The sequence below is a fragment of the Kribbella sp. VKM Ac-2569 genome (assembly GCF_004216905.1).
GTDB lineage: Bacteria > Actinomycetota > Actinomycetes > Propionibacteriales > Kribbellaceae > Kribbella.
The window spans coordinates 803,074-821,472 of record NZ_SGXJ01000001.1; the positions used below are offsets into that span (position 1 = coordinate 803,074).

General features: G+C 69.1%; 15 protein-coding genes. 7 read left to right on the forward strand and 8 right to left on the reverse strand.

Going from position 1 to position 18,399, the window contains the following annotated elements; translation table 11 throughout:
• Positions 1-3 precede the first annotated feature (3 nt).
• Positions 4-3,183, forward strand: coding sequence for a S8 family serine peptidase (locus EV649_RS03685; RefSeq protein ID WP_130380489.1), 3,180 nt, complete (start codon positions 4-6; stop codon positions 3,181-3,183).
• Here EV649_RS03685 and EV649_RS03690 read toward each other — a convergent pair.
• On the reverse strand, positions 3,180-3,911 hold the full coding sequence (locus EV649_RS03690; protein ID WP_130380491.1) for a DUF899 domain-containing protein: 732 nt from the start codon (positions 3,909-3,911) through the stop codon (positions 3,180-3,182). The two genes, EV649_RS03685 and EV649_RS03690, sit on opposite strands and share 4 nt — an antisense overlap.
• A gap of 97 nt (positions 3,912-4,008) precedes the next feature.
• Between EV649_RS03690 and EV649_RS03695 the strand changes: the two genes are divergently transcribed.
• Together EV649_RS03695 and EV649_RS03700 are read left to right on the forward strand one after the other, a co-directional pair.
• Positions 4,009-4,356: a hypothetical protein gene (locus tag EV649_RS03695; protein WP_130380493.1), complete on the forward strand. Its 348-nt coding sequence runs from the start codon at positions 4,009-4,011 to the stop codon at positions 4,354-4,356.
• Between the two features lie 221 nt (positions 4,357-4,577).
• Positions 4,578-5,639, forward strand: coding sequence for an alpha/beta hydrolase (locus EV649_RS03700; protein ID WP_157996162.1), 1,062 nt, complete (start codon positions 4,578-4,580; stop codon positions 5,637-5,639).
• Here EV649_RS03700 and EV649_RS03705 read toward each other — a convergent pair.
• Positions 5,636-6,121, reverse strand: a complete 486-nt coding sequence (locus tag EV649_RS03705; RefSeq protein WP_130380497.1) for a GNAT family N-acetyltransferase — start codon at positions 6,119-6,121, stop codon at positions 5,636-5,638. The genes EV649_RS03700 and EV649_RS03705 overlap by 4 nt on opposite strands.
• A gap of 51 nt (positions 6,122-6,172) precedes the next feature.
• Here EV649_RS03705 and EV649_RS03710 point away from each other — a divergent pair, with 51 nt between their 5' ends.
• On the forward strand, positions 6,173-6,730 hold the full coding sequence (locus EV649_RS03710; protein WP_130380499.1) for a TetR/AcrR family transcriptional regulator: 558 nt from the start codon (positions 6,173-6,175) through the stop codon (positions 6,728-6,730).
• A gap of 189 nt (positions 6,731-6,919) precedes the next feature.
• Positions 6,920-7,867: a hypothetical protein gene (locus tag EV649_RS03715; RefSeq protein ID WP_130380501.1), complete on the forward strand. Its 948-nt coding sequence runs from the start codon at positions 6,920-6,922 to the stop codon at positions 7,865-7,867.
• A gap of 42 nt (positions 7,868-7,909) precedes the next feature.
• On the opposite strand, the gene EV649_RS03720 is transcribed toward EV649_RS03715, so the two are convergent.
• The 5 genes from EV649_RS03720 to EV649_RS03740 all read right to left on the reverse strand — a co-directional run bounded on the left by EV649_RS03720 (position 7,910) and on the right by EV649_RS03740 (position 14,154).
• A complete protein-coding gene (locus tag EV649_RS03720; RefSeq protein WP_130380503.1) occupies positions 7,910-9,346 on the reverse strand; it encodes an RNB domain-containing ribonuclease in 1,437 nt (478 codons plus the stop codon).
• A 5-nt stretch (positions 9,347-9,351) separates the two neighbouring features.
• Positions 9,352-10,476, reverse strand: coding sequence for a bifunctional RNase H/acid phosphatase (locus EV649_RS03725; protein WP_130380505.1), 1,125 nt, complete (start codon positions 10,474-10,476; stop codon positions 9,352-9,354).
• Positions 10,473-11,231: a C4-type zinc ribbon domain-containing protein gene (locus tag EV649_RS03730; protein ID WP_130380507.1), complete on the reverse strand. Its 759-nt coding sequence runs from the start codon at positions 11,229-11,231 to the stop codon at positions 10,473-10,475. The genes EV649_RS03725 and EV649_RS03730 overlap by 4 nt, the downstream gene beginning before the upstream one ends.
• Positions 11,232-11,247: 16 nt before the next feature.
• The gene (locus EV649_RS03735) at positions 11,248-12,375 is read right to left on the reverse strand and encodes a Nif3-like dinuclear metal center hexameric protein (protein WP_241997691.1); all 1,128 of its coding nucleotides are present in this window, start codon (positions 12,373-12,375) and stop codon (positions 11,248-11,250) included.
• Between the two features lie 141 nt (positions 12,376-12,516).
• Positions 12,517-14,154 carry a glycoside hydrolase family 13 protein gene (locus EV649_RS03740; protein ID WP_198682286.1) on the reverse strand — a complete coding sequence of 546 codons (1,638 nt, stop codon included), beginning with the start codon at positions 14,152-14,154 and terminating at the stop codon, positions 12,517-12,519.
• Positions 14,155-14,263: 109 nt separating this feature from the next.
• On the opposite strand from EV649_RS03740, the gene EV649_RS03745 reads away from it, so the two are divergent.
• Complete coding sequence (locus EV649_RS03745) at positions 14,264-15,472, forward strand: ROK family transcriptional regulator (RefSeq protein WP_130380511.1); 1,209 nt, start codon at positions 14,264-14,266, stop codon at positions 15,470-15,472.
• Between the two features lie 21 nt (positions 15,473-15,493).
• Here EV649_RS03745 and nagZ read toward each other — a convergent pair whose 3' ends face one another.
• The gene (gene nagZ / locus EV649_RS03750; protein WP_130380513.1) at positions 15,494-16,978 is read right to left on the reverse strand and encodes a beta-N-acetylhexosaminidase; all 1,485 of its coding nucleotides are present in this window, start codon (positions 16,976-16,978) and stop codon (positions 15,494-15,496) included.
• Positions 16,979-17,203: 225 nt separating this feature from the next.
• Between nagZ and EV649_RS03755 the strand changes: the two genes are divergently transcribed.
• Positions 17,204-18,133: an ROK family protein gene (locus EV649_RS03755; RefSeq protein WP_130380515.1), complete on the forward strand. Its 930-nt coding sequence runs from the start codon at positions 17,204-17,206 to the stop codon at positions 18,131-18,133.
• Positions 18,134-18,399: the final 266 nt, after the last annotated feature.

Consider the following 18,399-nt stretch of genomic DNA (forward strand, 5'->3'; position numbering starts at 1 on the left):
ACAATGCTGTCTTGGATCAGGAAGCTCGGTGTCATCGGGATCGCGGGGGCGGTTGCGGTCGCGATGGTCGGGGTGGCGCCGGCCGCCGCCGACCCACCACCACAGCACAAGAAGGAACTTGGCTACGCCGCCAAGGCGCTGTTGCAGAAGGCAAGGTCGAAGGGCCAGACGTCGGTCACGCTGCTCGTCGCCGCCGACAAGGGACAGAGCGGCAATGTGGCGCAGCGGCTCGTCAAGCTCGGCGGCACCATCGAGAAGCGCACCGACTCGGTCGGGTACCTGCGCGTGAAGATCAACATCGACAAGGCCCAGGACGTCGCGAGCCTCGCAGGCGTGACCGCCGCGGACGTCGACGACGTGATCCCACTCGAGGATCCGCGCCCGCACGGCAGCACGGACCCGAGTCCACAGCCGGCGCCGAACGCGTCGACCCCTCGGGTCAACCCGTATATGCCGACGGGTGACACCGGTGCCGCACAGTTCGTCAACGCCAATCCGGCGTGGGACGGCCGCGGCGTCACGGTCGGCATCCTCGACACCGGTGTCGACCTCGGGCACCCGTCGCTGAACACGACCTCGACCGGCGAGCGGAAGATCACCGACTGGGTCACCTACACCGACCCGGCGTTCGTCGGCACTACCAACGCCGACAACGACCCGACGTGGATCCACATGACCGCGCAGGCCGCCGGCTACCCCGCGCAGTTCCGTCAGGGCACGTTCAACGAGCGCGACGCACGCCTCGGCGGCGAGGTCGGCAACGACGTCAACCGCGACGGCAACCCGGCGGGATCGTCAGGGCTGTTCGGTGTCCTCTGGGACACGGCCGCCAACACCGTCTGGGTGGACACCAACCAGAACGGCACGTTCGCCGACGACCAGCCGATGACCGACTACAAGGTCCACTACGACGTCAACCACTTCGGTACGGACAACCCGGCCACGCCGATCAGCGAGTCGATGCCGTTCGTCGTCCAGACCGACCCGGCGAACCAGGCCGTGAACATCGGCATCGTCTCCGGCGCGCACGGTTCGCACGTCGCCGGCATCGTGGCCGGTAACAAGCTCTTCGGTGGGAACATGAGCGGCGCGGCGCCGGGCGCGAAGCTGGTGTCGGTGCGGGTGTGCCTGTTCATCGCCGGATGCACGAACCACGCGCTGCTCGAGGGCATGATCTACGCGGTGACCGTCGCGCACGTCGACGTGGTCAACATGTCGATCGGCGGCCTGCCGGCACTGAACGACGGCAACAACGCCCGCGCGGTGGTCTACAACCGGCTGATCAACGAGAACGGCGTACAGCTGTTCATCTCGGCCGGTAACAGCGGCCCGGGGATGAACACCGTCGGCGACCCGTCGGTGGCGTCCCAGGTCGTCAGCGCCGGTTCGTACATCACCCGCGCCACCTGGCTGTCGAACTACGGCTCGACGACCGGCCCCGCCGAGAACTTGCACCCGTTCTCGTCGCGTGGTCCCGCCGAGGACGGCGCACTCAAACCGGAGATCGTCGCACCGGGCGCCGCGGTCTCGGCCGTGCCGACCTGGCAGGCGGGTCAGCCGGTCGCCGGCACGTACACCCTGCCGCCGGGCTACGGCATGTTCAACGGCACGTCGATGGCCTCGCCGCAGATGGCAGGGGCCGGCGCGTTGCTGCTCAGTGCCGCGAAGGCCAACGGGCAGGCGGTCACACCGGCGCAGCTGCGCAAGTCGCTGTTCTCGACGGCACGGTTCCTGACGAACTACAGCGCGTACCAGCAGGGCAACGGTCTCGCCAGCGTCGGCGACGCGTGGAACCTGCTGAAGAAGAACTCACGGACCGACACCGTTAGTGCCAAGGTTCCGGTCAGCACCGCGCTGTCCGGCTTCCTGGCGACGCCTGGCGTCGGTATCGGCATCAACGACCGCGAGGGCGTCGTCCTGGGTACGGAGTACACCCGCACGTACACGCTGCGTCGTACCTCCGGCCCGGCCGGCATCGTGAAGTACAAGCTGTCCTGGCTCGGCAGCGACGGCACCTTCGTCACCGCCGGCAACGTGATGCTGCCGCTGAACACGGACGTCCCGCTGCCGGTCCTGGTCAAGGCCAAGTCCGTCGGCGCGCATTCGGCGCTGCTGCAGTTCGACGACACCAGTACACCGGGGATCGAGTTCCAGACCCTGAACACGATCGTGGTGCCGTACACCCTGGCGCAGGCCACGCCGTCGCGGACGGTCAGCGGCTCCATCGGCCGCAACCAGACGACGAGCTACTTCTTCCGGGTTCCCGCGGGTGTCGCCGCGTTGAAGGTGGACCTGTCCGGCCCGAACGGCACGGCCGGTACCGGTCAGGCACGATTCCTTCGGTTCAGCCCGTACGGCTTGCCGAGCGAGTCCGCCGAGACCAACAGCCTGTACTGCTACAGCCCGCCGGTCGCCGGTGGGACCTGTGGGGGCGATCCGCTCAGCCGGACCGTCATCAACCCACTGCCCGGGGTCTGGGAGATCACCGTCGAGGCCCGGCGTACGTCGGACGTCTTGAACACTCCCTTCACCCTGACGGCATCGCTGCTCGGCGTATCGGTATCGCCGAACCCGGACATCATCCCCTCGGCAACTCTCGGGACGCCGCAGTCCCGCTCGTACACCCTGACGAACCAGCAGGGACCGTTCACGGGCAGGGCTGTAGGGACCGCACTGGGCAGCGCGAAGCTGTCGACGCCCTCGATCGCGGACGGCGCGGGGCAGCAGTTCCAGGTCAGCGTCACGCCAGGAACGACGCAGCTCCGGGCGTCGATCGGGGGCGCGAGTGACATCAACGCGGACCTCGACCTGTTCCTGTACAACTGCACTACCGGAAGCTGCGTCCTGGCGGCGCAGAGCGCGGGCAGTACCGCCGAGGAGGCGGTCACCGTGAACAACCCCGCGGTCGGCGTGTGGGTCGCGCTCGTCGACGGGTACGCCGTGCCTTCGGGAACGACGACGTACAACTACCGCGACGTACTCGTCAATCCCGTCTACGGCTCGATCGCGGTGGCAGACGCCAACGCGCTGAGAGCGACGGGCGCACAGTGGACCGTCTCGGCTGCGGTGACCGCCACCGCGGTACCCGCCGCAGGGCGGGTGCTCCTCGGCAACGTAGAGGCCCGGACCGACGCGAACGTCCTCATCGGCCAAGGAGACGTGATCATCCAATCCGTGAGCTAGTGGCAGTGGTCGTCAGGTGACTCCAGGCTGCGGCCTTCGGGCTTCTCCCAGGGCTCCTGGCGACCCAACGCGGTGAGGTCCAGGGCGGTGGCGGTGAACGTCATCGCGTCTGGGCCTCGGCCGTACGTCGAGTAGGTGTGGTAGACGTTCTCGTCGACGCGGAGGAAGCAGCTCAGGCCGTGGAGGTCGAAGGGCTGCTGCGTCTGGGTGTGCTCGTTGTTCAGCAGCACGTCCCACTCGGCCTTGGTGCGGTAGTTGTACTCGAACGGTACGACGGACTCGTCCAGCGTGACGTGGTAGTCGTAGTTGAAGTCGCTCCCGTACGACGAGAACCACGGGTACTCCCACCCACGCGTCTCCCGGTACGCGGCGAGCTTCTCGTACGGCGCCCGCGAGACCAGCGCGAACGTGGTGTTCGCTTCGTTGAGCAGCCGCGTCGACCCGATGTCGTCGACGAACCCGGTGCAGTTCGGGCACCCGGCATCCCACTCCGGCTGAAACATGAAGTGGTACACAACCAGCTGGTCCCGCCCCTCGAACAGCTCGATCAGCCCCACCGGACCGTCGACCCCGTTGAACGCATACCCCTTCTCAACCAACACCATCGGCAGTTCACGCCGACGCGTGTTCAACGCATCCCGCTCCTTGGTAAACGCCTTCTCCGCAGCCAACAGCTCCCGCCGAGCCCCCAACCACTCATCCCGCGACACCACATCCGGCAAGCTCATCCCAACTCCTTCCTCAACCAACAGAACACCCGAAACGTCGGAACCACCTCGCCCACTTCGACATCCTGCCGCCAACAATCGCCGTACGATCGAACCCGTGGCCGACAACTCGAACCACACGCCGTACCTGACTGTCCAGGAACGGCCGGCGCGCAACATGGCGGCGCGACTCGAAGGAACACTCATGGTCGACGAGCGCACGAACTGCGTGGTCGTCCGGAAGAGCGATTACCTCATCGAGGTGGCGTGGCCGCCAGGATGCTCGGTCGTCGCGCGTGGTGTCTCGTTCGCAGTACTCGACGCCGACGGCCGCACAATCGCCGCGCTCGGCGACACTGTGGTCCTGGGAGGCGGCTACGTGCTGCCCTCGGCCGCGCACACAACTTCCCGCACCGGCAGCACAAAGGTGTTCGCCGTCGGCGGAGGCTACGGGCTCCCGAACTGATCCTGCCGCCGAGTCGTGGGGATTGGTTGGCGGGGTGTTTCTCGAGTCGTGGATTGTGGTGGGTTTTCGGCGCCGATTCTCACGACTCGGCGGTGGTACGGCGGGGTGTTGGCCGCGCGGGGTGAGAAAGTGGGGGTATGCGGAGGCGAGTGCGGACTGGGGTCGTGTTTTTCCTCCTGGTTGTGCTTGTTGGTGGGGCTGGGTATGTGGGGTGGGTGTTGGTGCAGCGGTCGGAGCCGGTGGCGTTGCCGGAGACGACCGGGAGTTTTCAGGTCGGGCGGCGGACGTACGAGTGGACCGACACGCCCCGCCGCGACCCGTACTCGAACGGCCCGCGCCGCCTCGCCGTCTGGCTCTGGTATCCGGTCGCCAAGGAGACGACCGGCCGCCGCGTGCAGTACGCGCCAGGTGACTGGAGCGGGCTGCACCTGAAAGCCCCGATCTCCTTGTTCCAAGGACCGTTCGACACTCTCCAGGATCGCGCTCTCGACCGCGTCGCCGTCGCACCCGGGCGGTTCCCGGTCGTCGTCCTGATGCCCGGTATGGGCCTGTCGGCTCCGATGTACGCCGCGCTCGCGGAGGATCTCGCCAGTCACGGATACCTGGTCGCCGGCGTCACCCCGACGTACAGCGCGAACCTCACCGTCCTCGGCGGGCAGACCGTCGAGAGCAAACCGGACGCGAACCCGCCGAACCTCGGCGAGAGCACCGAGAGCGCGAAGCAGGTCGGCGATCACCTCGTCGGCGTCTGGGCCGCCGACGCAAGGTTCGCGGCCGGCATGGTCGCCAAGGAGCTCCCGAACTCGGTCGAGCCCACGATCGGACCGTCGTACGTCGGCCACTCGTTCGGCGGCGCGGCCTCACTCGAGGCCTGCCGTCTGGACGCACGTTGCGCGGCCGCGGTCGACCTCGACGGGATCCAGTTCGGTGACGTCGTGACGAAGGGAGTGACGGCGCCGATCATGCTGCTCGGCGCCGACGACTCCTGCATCACCAGCGTCTGCGGCCCGGACGCGAAGAACGACCACGACCGGGACCGCGCCCTCTCGTTGCTCAAGGCAAGCACCGGTACGTCGTGGTGCGCCACGGTCCCCGGCACGCGGCACTTCAACTTCACCGACTACGGCGCCTACTACCTGGCGTACCCGCTGCGCAGATTCCTGCCACTCGGCAAGGTCGGCCCGCGCCACGCGCTGACCCTCACGAACGGGTACGTCAACACGTTCCTCTCGCACGCGATCTACAAGACCGCCGCGCCCGGCGCACCGGCCTGTAAAAGCTAAAGGTCCAACTCGTACGTCTGCCCGACGAGGTTGTCGCCCCACATCTCGTGTACTTCGGAACCGGTGAGGCGGAACCCGCGCGCCAGGTAGATGTGCCGCGCCGCGACCAGCGGATCGTTGGTCCACAACACCATCCGCTTGTAACCGACAGACCGCGCGAACGCCAGACACGTGTCAACCAACTCGCCGCCGAGCCGGAGGCCTCGCGCCGCCGGAGTCACGAGCAGCAGCCGCAACTGCGCGGTCGTCTCGTCCGGCCCGCGCACGCAGAAGATGCTGCCGGCCCGTTCTCCGTCCACCTCGGCGATCCACGCGGCCTCGCGCTCGTCGTCGTGGTCGGACGCGTACGCCGACACGATCTGCGCGATCAGCGTCTCGTACGCCGGGCCCCAGCCGTACTCCGCCGCATAGACCTCCGCATGCGACTGCACGACCCAGCCGAGGTCTCCAGGCTGCCCCAGCTTCCTGATCAGTTTCGTCATCTACCTACCCGATCTACTGACACGACTGTTTCAGTAAGCAATACTAGCCCCGTGCCGACAACCAAGGAAGCCCCGTCCGCGCGCGAGCAAGAACTGCTCGAGCGCGCGTACGCCTACTCGCTCACCCACGGGCTCGGCGACCTGTCGCTGCGCCCGCTGGCGACCGCGATCGGCTCGAGCCCGCGCGTGCTGCTGTTCCTGTTCGGCAGCAAGGACGGCCTGATCCGCGCCCTGCTCGCCCGCGGCCGCGCCGACCAGCTCGAACTGCTCCGCCAGACCGAGCAGCGGTACGACGAGCCGCCCGGCCTGACCGTGATCGCGCGCGAACTGTGGACCTGGCTCGCGGCGCCGGAACGCCGGCCGCTGATGACGTTCTGGGTCGAGGCGTACGGGCGCTCGCTCGTCGCACCAGACGGGCCGTGGTCGGACTTCGCCCGCTCGACCGTCGACGACTGGCTCGAGCTGCTCAAGACGAGCGCGCCCGAGCAAACGGAGGCACGACGTACCGCCGTACTGGCAATGCTCCGCGGCGCCCTGCTCGACCTGCTCGCGACCGGCGACCTGCAGCGCACCACCGCCGCGGTCGAGGACTACCTGACGAGGCGCTGAGGCAGGTTCCAGCCTGTCGGTGGGTGAAGTAGGGACCTGGAGGTGGCTCGGCTGTTCCCATTACGCACGAAGCCCTATACGGTGACGCACAGTAGACGGTCTAGACCGTCTCGGTGTGCGGGGATGGGCCGGGTTCGAATCCTGGCGGCACCGCAATTCCGCCCGTTCGGGGTGGAAGCAAGGGGAATCATGTCCAACACGAAGAACCGCCTCGCGGCGGCAGGATCCGCATTCACGCTGGCTGTCACAGCTGTCGGCATCTCGGTGCTCGGTGGTGGCGCGGCCGACGCCGGCGTCACCGGCCAGACCGCGACGGCGATCACTTATCCGCTGGTCCGCAACTCGGTGGCCGAGAGCCAGGTTGTCAACTACAGCCTCGGCCAGAACGACCTGCAGAAGGCGTTCGTCGCCCAGTTGTTCGCGGTCCCGGCGAACGGGGTCGACACGTCGGCCAAGCTGAAGGACGGCGTGGTGGCAGAGGTCGACCTCGCCCCGGCCGTCCAGACCAAGCTGAACAAGACCGGGCCGACGTACCTGAAGCACTGGGGCACGGTGCACCGCAACGTGATCGGCGCGGCCGATGCCGAACTCGCCACGACCTCCACCCAGTCGCCGCTCGGTGACGGCGCCCTCAGCCTGCACACCGCGTCCGCGGCCGACAAGGTGGCTTTCGGCAACGAGGTGGACTTCGCCGGCCAGAACGTGAAGGACCTCGGTACCGTCGGCTTCTCGGTCTACACGACCGGCGAGAACAATGCCCTGGGCAACAACATGCCGAGCATCGCCTTCGAGATCGACCCGAATGTGGCCGCGGTGGCATCGAACTACTCGTCGCTGGTGTACGCACCGGCCAACGGCACCGCCAACCAGTGGACGGCCTTCAACGCCAGCACTGACGCGGACAAGCACTGGGGCCTGACCGGTACCGCCTTCAACGGAACGGCGTGCTCGATCAACGGCGCCCGGTGCACCTGGACCGAGATGCTCGCCTACCTGGGCGACGGCGGCGATGACGCCAAGCTCCTCACGGCGACGCTCAGCAAGGGCCGGGACTACGCGTTCTCCGGCGCGGTCGACGCACTGAAGTTCGGTGGCAAGACCTACGACTTCGAAGCCGCCGGAGTCTCCGTCAGCTAGCCGTCGGTTCGCCAAACGCCGGCGCCCACGAACCTGGTGTCGTCAGCCTTGAACCAGTTCGAAGGCGACTGTGCGTTTGGCGATGTCCGCTTCGACGAGCTTCACCCGGACCTGCTGACCGAGCGGGAGCGCCGCACCGGTGACCCGGCCCTCGATCGCGAACTTGGTCAGCGCGACGATGCCGCGGGTGTTCTCCTTGTCGTCCACGTCGGTGATCACGCCGTCGAACTCGGAACCGACCTGATCCGCGACCAGGCCCGCCTCGACCATGCTGACGATCGACCGCTCGTACGCGTGCGCCCGCCGGTCTGCTTCGTCCATGATCTTCGGGATCTCGTCCATCGACTCGCGCACCCAGGCCGGTACCTCGACGCCCGCCGACAGCGCGACGCAGATCTCCCCCGTCCACCGGTCCACCAACCGCCGCAGCGGCGCGGTGACATGTGCGTACTCCGCCTTCATCGCGGCATGCTGCGGCCGCTCCGGCACGCTGCCGTCGAACGCCGTGTACCCGGCGCCGCGGAACAGCACCGTGCACGCCGCGAGCATCGCCGCGTGTGCCGGCACCTTCGGGTCGAGCCCGTGGATGAATTCGGCGTACGTCGCCTCGGCCGCCCACACGATCCCGAGCGCCTTGGCGGTGTTGCCGAGCTTGCGCCGCAGGTCGTCGTGCGACTCGGGCAGCGTGCGCAGGATGCCGATCTTGCCCTTCGTCATCAGGTACGCGGCCGCCATGCCGGTGAGCAATGAGATCTGCGCGTTCCAGCCCTCGACCGGCAGCGGCGCGCGGAACTCTAGGCCCCAGCCGTGGTTCGAGGTGACGATCTCCTGGTCCGGGATCGGGAGGTTCACGCCGCCGCGTTCCAGTTCGCGCTGCTCGCGGAGCTTCCCGACCTCACGCAACAGCTGCAACGACTCCGACGCCGTACCCGCATCCAGATCCTTCTGTACGCCGGCATAGTTGAGCTTCGCGCGCGACTTCACCAGGGCTCGCTCGCACGTGACGCCCGTACTCTCACCAGTCGCATCAACCGTGATCGTCCACAGCAGCGCGGGACGAACCTGGTCGGGCAGCAGCGAGGCCGCGCCCTCGGACAGCTCCGGCGGATGCAGCGGGGTGCGCTTGTCCGGGGCGTACAGCGTCTCGCCGCGGCGCCGGGCCTCGGCGTCGATCGGATCACCGGCCTGCACGAACGCGGCCACGTCAGCGATCGCGTAGTACACGGTGTACCCGTCACCGGTCCGCTCGATGTGCAACGCCTGGTCCAGGTCCATCGAGTCCGGCGGATCGATCGTCACGAACTCGAGGTCGGTCCGATCGAGTTCCGGCAGGCGCGCGTTCTGGGCCGCCTCGAGAGCCGCAGCGGTCACCTCAGGCGGGAACTCCGCGGGCACCTCCTGCTCCCGGCGGATCTCCTGCAACGATGCCCGGAAGACCTCCGGAACGGCCTCGGCGAAACGAACCCTCTGCAACGGCATAGGGGTCAGACTAGGGCAGGCTGCACATTGAAGGAGCGTAGGGACGCGAGGCCGTCGGCGTACCAGTGGATCTCGGTCAGCGTTGCCGGGCGCAACTCCATCCGGAACAGCGCGGACATCGGGGCCTGCAGCACCGACCGGACCATCAGCTTGATCGGCGTTACGTGAGTGACCACGACGACCGTCTTACCCGGGTACCGCGCGAGTAGGCCGTCACGCGCCGAGCGGGCCCGCCGGGCGCACAGGTCGAACGATTCGCCACCGGGCGGCGCGACCGCGGTCGACTCCAGCCAGGCGTTCATCGCGTCCGGCCACTTCTGCTGGATCTCCGCGAACGTGTGCCCGTCCCAGTCCCCGAACGCGACCTCCCGCCAGTTCTCGTCGACGACCGGGTCGAGCCCTAGCTTGGCCGCGACCGCCGCCGCAGTCTCCTGGGTGCGGCGCATCGGCGACACGACCAGTGCGTCGACCCCACCGATCCGCGACAGGTAGTCGGCGGCCGCCAGCGCCTGCGCACGGCCGGTTTCACTCAGCCCGGGATTGTCACCACCGGATCCGGAGAAACGCCTCTCCACGGTGTGCGGTGTCTCGCCGTGCCGCAGGAAGATCAGCTGCGTCGGCGGCTCGGTCTGCGGACCCCAGCCCTGGATCGCCTTCGCGAGGTCCGACGGGTCCTTCGCCACCGCCGGTGACGATCCGGCGGGCGCCGGCGTCAGCGGGATGTCCACGCCGTCGAGCGCGTTGTTCGCGAGCGCGTCGGCGGCGGAGTTCTGCGCCCGCGGCACCCAGGTCCACTCGGTCCCGAACGGCGCCAGGCCCTGGGCCTTGATCGCCAGCGGCTGCAGGTCCGGGTGCTTGATCTTCCAGCGGCCGGCCATCTGCTCGATGACCAGCTTGGAGTCCATCCGCACCTCGATCGAGGCGTTCGGCGCGTACTCCGCGGCGAGCTCGAGCCCCGCGACCAGCCCGGAGTACTCCGCGACGTTGTTGGTCGCGATCCCGAGCGTCCGGCCCTGCTGCGCGATCACCTTCCGCGTCACCGGGTCGCGCACCAGAGCGCCGTACGCCGCCGGCCCAGGGTTCCCGCGCGATCCACCGTCAGCCTCGACGATGACGTGGTCGTAGGTCATGCGGCGCTCTCCGACGTCCGCACGAGGATCCGTCCGCACTCTTCACAGCGCAGTACGGCGTCCGGTGCGGCGGCCTTTATCGTGTTCAGGTCGGAGGGTGCGAGCTCCATCCGGCAGCCCATGCAGCGCTTGCCGACGAGCGGCGCGGCGCCGATCCCGCCGTTGTGCTCCCGCAGCCGCTGGTACTGCGCGAGCAACTGCTCCGGCAGCTCGGCCACGACCGTGGAGCGCTTGTCACCGAGCTCGGCGCGCTGCTCGTCGAGCTCCTTGAGCACGGCGTCGCGGGTGGTCTCCAGCTCGGCCTGCCGGCCGGCGAATGCCTCGGCCCGGGTGCGCAGGTCGGTCTGCACCGCCTCCGCGGCCTCGAGCTTCTCCATCACCTCGAGCTCGGCGTCCTCCAGGTCGGAGATCCGCCGGTCGAGCGAACCGATCTCGTGCTGCAGGTTCTCCAGGTCGCGCGGCGACGTGACCTGACCGGAGTCGATCCGCTGCTGGTTGCGCGCCTTGCGCTGCCGGACCTGCTCGACATCGCTGTCGGCCTTCTTCTGCTCACGCTGCAGGTCGCTGACCTCGGTGTCGGCGGTGACCAGTTCGCGGTCGACCACGGACTTCTCGGCGATCAGCTCCTTGAGCGCCTGATGCTCGGGCAACGACGCGCGCTTGTGCGCGACCTGATCCAGCTGCAGGTCGAGATCCTGCAGGTCCAGCAACCGGCGTTGGACGGCGGGCTCGGCGTTCAGAGTCGGCTCCTTCAAAATGGTGGCGGCGCGCTCAGATTCGCAGGGTCCATGCGTCTGTGCAGAGCGTTGAGATGTGAGTGTCCACGGTACTGCCTTGGGCCGCCAGTCCTTCGCGCAGGAGGCGGTCGGCGTCGACCAGCCACGGCCACTCGCTGGCCCAGTGCGCCACGTCGACCAGCGCGGGGTCGCCATACGCCCGGGCCTCGGTGGCGGGATGGTGCCGCAGGTCGGCGGTCAGATAGGCGTCGACGCCGGCCGCGCGGACCCGGTCGAACTCCGAATCCCCCGCTCCCCCGACCACCGCGACGGTCTCGATCGTCCGGTCCAGATCCCCGGACACGCGCACACCGTGCTCGGTCTGCGGCAGGCTCTCCGCGACGAGCCGCGCGAAATCGGCCAGCGGCAGCGGCTCCGCGAGTACGCCGACCCGCCCGCCGCCACGCTCACTCGGCAACGCGGCTACCTCATAGATGTCGTACGCCGGTTCCTCGTACGAATGCGCCGCGACCAGCGCCTCGACGACCGCGCGGCGCTTGCGGCGCGGCAGGAGCATCTCGATCCGGTTCTCGGGAACGACCTCGATGTCCCCGACGATCCCGATCGTGGGGTTCGCGCCAGCAAGCGGCCGGAAGGTTCCCTCGCCGGTGCCGCTCCACGCGGCCCGCTCGTAATCGCCAATCTGTCCCGCACCGGCCTTCGCCAGCGCGTCGAGCATCGCCTGCGTCTCCGTGACCGGGACGAACACGACGACCTTGTCCATCGGCTCGGCCGGCATCGCCTTCAACGGCCGGGTGTCGCGCAGCCCGATCGCGGCGGCGAGCGCGTCGCTGACGCCCGGGTTCGCGTTGTCGGCGTTGGTGTGACAGACGTGCAGTGCGACGCCGGCGCGGATCAGGTCGTGGATCACGCGGCCCTTCGGCGTCGTCGCGGCCACGCTGTTCACTCCGCGCAGCAGCAACGGGTGATGCGTGACGAGCAGATCGAACCCGCCGTCGATCGCCTCGTCGATCACGCCCCGCATCGGGTCGACGGCGAACAGGATCCGCCGTACCTCCTGCTCCGGATCGCCGGTCACGAGACCGACCGCGTCCCAGGATTCCGCCCAGGCCGGGTTGTAGAGCCGATCGAGAACCGCTATCGCGTCCGCAAGCGTCGTCACGCGCTTATCCTGACATTCCCGCAGTTGGGACGGATCGTGACGGGGGCAACCGCCCGGTGCCCCCGCCACGTCCATCAACGCCCCGGTCACAGGGGGAGGGCCGCCACACGGGACGGCTTGACCGGAGCGGATCTTGGGGTGCTAGATCAGCCAGGCGGTCGTGGCGCTGGGCAGCTTGTCGCCCTCGAGCGGTCCGCTGGACAGCACGACCGCCGCGTCGGGCAGCTCGACCGGGGCAGCGCCGAAGTTCGTGACGCTCTGCCAGCCGCCCGAGCGGACGAAGTGCAGGACGTCGTCCGAGCCGTCGATCCAGGTGAGCGAGCTGCCGGTGCGCAGCCCCCGCCGTACGGCGAGAGCCTTGCGGTACAGGCTCAGCGTCGACTCCGCGTCGTCCTGCTGCGCCTCGACGGAGTACGCGCCGAACCACTTCGGCTGCAGCAGGTGCGAACCGCCCGTGCCGAAGCCGAACGACAGGCCGCCGACGGTCCACGGCAGCGGCACGCGGCAGCCGTCACGGCCTTTCTCGGCACCCTTCGAGCGGAAGTACGCCGGGTCCTGCAGGTTCGCGGCCGGCAGCTCGCCGACCTCCTGCAGACCGAGCTCCTCACCCTGGTACAGGTACGCCGAACCCGGCAACGCCAGCATCAGCAGGGTCGCGGCACGAGCGCGGCGCAGACCGAGCGCGACGTCGACCGTCGGCTCGGTGCCGTTGCTCAGCAGCCAGTCCTTGCCGTCCTGCCAGCCGCCCTTCGGGTTCCGCGGCAGGCCGTACCGGGTGGCGTGCCGGACGACGTCGTGGTTCGAGAACACCCACGTCGACGACGAGCCGTTCTCCTCGGCGAGCGCGAGGTTCTCCTCGATCACCTTGCGGAACTTCTCGTACTCGAAGTCGGCCTGCAGCAGGTCGAAGTTGAACGCCTGCCCGAGGCCGTCGGCACTCGCGTACCGGGCCCGGCGAGCGGCCGGCACGAACGCCTCGGCGACCGCCGACCGCGGCGGGTCGTAGGTGTCCAGCAGCGTGCGCCAGTCCTTGTAGATCTCGTGAACGCCGTCCTGGTCCCAGAGCGGGTGCTGCCCGTTCGACTCGGACTGCCGCGGCAGCGTGGTCTTCGACGGGAACGGCTCGGACAGGTCCTTCACGAGCGCGTGCGCGACATCGACGCGGAAGCCGTCGACGCCACGGTCCGACCAGAACTTCAGGGTGTCCAGGAAGTCCGCGCGTACCTCTGGGTGCTGCCAGTTCAGGTCCGGCTGCTCGGCCGCGAACATGTGCAGGTACCACTGGCCGTCGTCGGTCTGCGCCCAGGCGGAGCCGCCGAACACCGAGTCCCAGTCCGACGGCGGCTGGTCGGGGGCGCCGTCCGGGCCGTCGCGGAAGATGTACCGGTCGCGAGCGGGGTGGCCCTTCGCGGCCTCGAGCGCCTCGACGAACCACTCGTGCTGGTTCGACGTGTGGTTCGGGACGATGTCGACGATCAGCTTGATGTTCTCCGCGTGCAGCGCCGCGACCAGCCCGTCGAAGTCCTCCAGGGTCCCGAGCCGCGGGTCGACGTTGCGGTAGTCGTCGACGTCGTACCCGCCGTCGGCCAGCGCGGACGGGTAGAAGGGGCTCAGCCAGACCGCGTCGATGCCCAGCGCCACCAGGTACGGGACTCGACTGATGATGCCGGGCAGGTCACCGACACCGTCGCCGTTCGCGTCAGCGAAGCTGCGGGGGTAGATCTGGTAGACGACAGCCTGCCGCCACCAGTCGGGATCGGTCGTCTGCGGACTCGTCACGATCGCCTCACTCGGAATCTGCTGGTAACCCAGCGTTTATATATAGGATCTAAATTTAGAATCTGCATGTATTCTGCGGTCGGTACGACGACGAGGTCAAGGGGCTTTCATGGCGAAACCACCGACAACGCCGCCCACGGCCACGCCGACGATGTTGCGCCGGGTGAACGCGGGCAAAGTACTCGGCGTGCTCACCCGCGCCCGGGTGATGACAGGAACCGGCCTGATCGAGGCCACCGGTCTCACCCGCGCGACCGTGCACGCCGTCTGCAACGACCTGATCTCGATGGGCTGGGTGGTCGAGCTCGACCCGGGCCGGACCTCGGTCGGGCGGCCGTCGCGGCGGTTCGAGTTCAACAGCCACGCGGGGTACGTGCTCGGCATCGACATCGGCGCGGCCAAGACGACGGTGCTGGTCTCCGACCTGCGCGGCGAGACGGTGGCCAAGGCCGGGCGGTCGGCCGCCGGTGTGAAGACGCCGAGCGAGCGGACCGAGATCGTGCACGAGACCGTCGTCGAGGCGCTCGCGTCCGCGGGGGTGTCGGACGCACAGGTCCTCGCCGCCGGCGCCGGGGTCGCGGCACCCGTCGACCGGGACGGGAACATCCTGGTCGACGACGAGTTCTGGCGGCGCTTCGACACCGGGCTGGCGCAGCGGTTGACCGAGCTGCACGGGTGGCCGGTCCTGCTGGAGAACGACGCCAACCTCGCGACGCTCGGGGAGCATTGGCGGGGCGAGGCGCGCAACGTCGACGACCTCGTCGTACTGCTCGCCGGTGAACGGTTCGGGTCGGGGCTGATGGACTCCGGCCGGTTGCTGCACGGCAGCCGCGGCGGCGCCGGCGAGATGGTGTTCCTCAAGCTGATCGAGGGGGTCGGCGACACCCACGGGATCGCCCGGATCGCGCGTGAGAACGGTACGGCGGCGGTCGCGGACGCGGGCGTGCACACGTCGTTGCGGGACCTCGCGATCGACGGCGAGGTGACCGCCGAGCAGGTGTTCCGCGCGGCCGCCGACGGCGACAAGGTTGCTCAAGGCATCCTTCAGGACATCGCCGGGCGCACTGCACGGGTGGTCGCGACGCTCGGCACTCTCTTCAACCCTGAACTGGTGGTCCTGGGCGGAGCGGTCGCCCAGGCGGCCGCCGCTCTGCTCCCCGACCTCGAAGCCCACTTGGCCCGCTACACCAGCACTCCCCCACGCGTCGCGGTCTCCTCCCTCGGCGACGCGATCGTCTCGGTCGGCGCCGTCCGCCACGCCCTCAACCACGTCGAACAGCACGCCCTCGACCTGGAACTAGGCTGCCGCCCGACCTGACGCGCGGACGGTTTGGGGCGGTTAAAGCTGGCGGGTTAGTTGGCGCGCGATGGTTTCCAGGACGATGACGTTGCGGCCGGAGGTTGTGGCGGACGGGGTGCCTGCCGGGACGAGGGACTGGTCCTCGGGGATGCCGGTGCAGAGCACGAAGACGTCGTCCGGGTGGCCCTGGACGAGGTAGTTCAGGGCCTCGCGCATCCACGGCGTACGGCCGGCGTCCTGGACGGCGATCACCAGCGGGCGGCCCTGCGCGGCCTTGGCCGCCCTGGCGATCGCGTCGTCCTGCGGCTCGCCGGTGTCGGTGAGGTGGTGCTCGCCGCGGAGTACGACGCCTTCGGCGCCGGGAGCGACCCGGGTGAAGATCTCGGGCAGGCCGGAGAAGTAGGGATTCCAGGCCGGGTGCAGGCCTTGCGTCAGATCGACGACGTACGGCGTCGCGCCGAACGCCGGGAACGTCTGCCCGGCCACCACGCGCGCGGCGACCTCGCGGATCGGTGCGCCGTCGAGGCCTGGCTGCCGGCTGCGCTGCCCGAGTGAGGCGGCAAGGGCCCGAACCCGGGCGGCGGCGTCGGCGACCCGCTCGGCGGGAAGCGTGCCGGTGCGGACGGCGTCGACCACGCGGGCGGTAAGGGCTTGCGGGTCCGCCGTACCGACCGCGATCATCGCGAGGTCTGCGCCGGCGCCGATCGACGCGACCGCGGCGTCCTCGATCGAGCGGTTCTTGGTGATCGCCTGCATCTCGAGCGCGTCGGTGGTGATGACGCCGGTGAAGCCCAGTTCCTCGCGCAGCAGTCCGGTCAGCACCCGGTGCGAGAGCGTGGCCGGCTGATCGTCGTACGCCGAGAAGATGATGTGCGCGCTCATCACGACGTCGGCGCCGGCGGCGATGGTCGCGCGGAACGGTGCGAGCTCGACGGCCGCGACCTCCTCGATCGAACGGTCGACGCGCGGAAGGTCGGTGTGAGAGTCGACCGAGACGTCGCCGTGGCCCGGGAAGTGCTTCGGGCAGGCGGCGATACCGGCGTCGTGGACGCCCTCGACGAACGCGACGCCGTGCCGCGAGACGACGTCCGCGGTGCGGCCGAACGAGCGCGTGGAGATGATCGGGTTCGCGGGGTTGCTGTTCACATCCACCGACGGCGCGAGCATCAGGTCGATGCCGAGGGAGGCCAGGGTCGCGGCCGCGTCCCGGGCCGCGGCGCGGGTCAGGTCGACGTCGTCCAGGTCGCCCAGCAGGCGCGGCGACGCGAGCGGCCACGGGTTCGCCGGCGCGAGGTGGCTGAACTCTCCGCCCTCGTGGTCGATCGCCACGATCAGGTCCGGCCGCTCGGCCCGCAGGGCGGCCGTCAGCGCCGCCACCTGCTCGGCGTCCGCCACGTTGCGGGTGAACAGGATGACGGCCCCCAGGCCACCCGCTACTGCCCGCCGGAGGTCGTCGGGAGCTGTGGTCCCGGTGAAACCGACGACCAGCGAGCCGGCCGCGTCACGATCCAGTTGATCACTCATGCCCCAACCCTCTCGCAGCCCCGCCTCCGGGCGCCAGCTATCACCGACAGCTAATAATTAGCCGCCTTGGAACGCCTGGAGGGGCATCGTTGTCAGGCGTTGTCATGGCAGTTACCTGCCTCCTTCCTGCGGGTTTTCCGTGATTACCACGAATCACCTCTGTCTGTTCGGGCCGACTACAGATAACGTTGTCTCTCGACCCTGACCGCCCTAACCGGGGGGACGATGAGCGACGACACAGCGAAGGCGCGGGAGACCGTGCTGGGAATCGACATCGGCGGCACGAAGATGGCCGCCGCTCTGGTGTCTGCGGACGGCACGATTCTCACCGGCGACCGGATCCGCACCCCGTCCGGCGACGCCGACCAGGTGTTCGCCGCGCTCGGAGAGCTGATCGAGCGCGTTCGCGGCGACGCCACCCCGCTGGCCGTCGGCATCGGCTCCGCCGGCCCGGTCGACCAGCGGCACGGCCTGGTCTCCCCGGTGAACATCGCCGGCTGGCGCAACTTCCCGATCGTCGACCGGGTCCGGGCGATGACGGGCGACATTCCCGTGGCACTCGGGCTCGACGGGCACTGCTTCGCGCTCGGTGAGTTCTGGAGCGGCGCGGGACGCGACGCGCACACCCTGCTCGGGATCGTCGTCTCGACCGGTGTCGGCGGCGGCCTCGTCGTCGACGGCAGACCGCTGATCGGCCAGTCCGGCAACGCGGCCCACATCGGCCACATGGTGATCGACCAGGACGGCGAGGCCTGCGTGTGCGGGTCGTTCGGCTGTGTCGAGGCGTACGCGAGCGGCCCGCGGATGGTCGCCCGCGCGCAGCGGAGCGGCTGGCGGACGGGCGAGGACGTGGATGCCGAAGTACTGGCCGCCGATGCCGCGGCCGGGGACGAGCTCGCGCTGGCCGCGTTCGACGACGGGGCGCAGGCGCTGGCCGCGGGGATCGTCGCGACGGCCGTGACCGTCGACCTGACCGCGGTCGTGATCGGCGGCGGGGTCGCGAAGGCGGGGCCGGTGCTGTTCGACCCGGTGCAGGCGTGGGTGAAGCGGCTGGCGCAACTGCCGTTCGTCACGGACCTCACCGTGGAGCCCGCTCAACTGGACAATGCGGGCCTGCTCGGCGCCGCGCATCAGGCCTGGGCTGCACTGGCCTGATCCGCATCGTCGGAATACGCAAACTTTTGCGCGTTGGGTAAGGCCTCTCCCGCGCAACTTTGCGCAATTTTTACGAATCTCCGGAATCCGTGTAACGACGGACCTATGTCACGCGATGCAACGGATGGATGGGGTGGGGGCACCGTCATCCACGACCGGTCGAGGGGGGCTCAGACCGGGCGTCAACCGGGAGATCGAGGGGGGCTTTGGTCGACCGGAACACGTGAGCGGCGGGCGAGGGCACTCTCCCGCCGCAACCGTGTGAC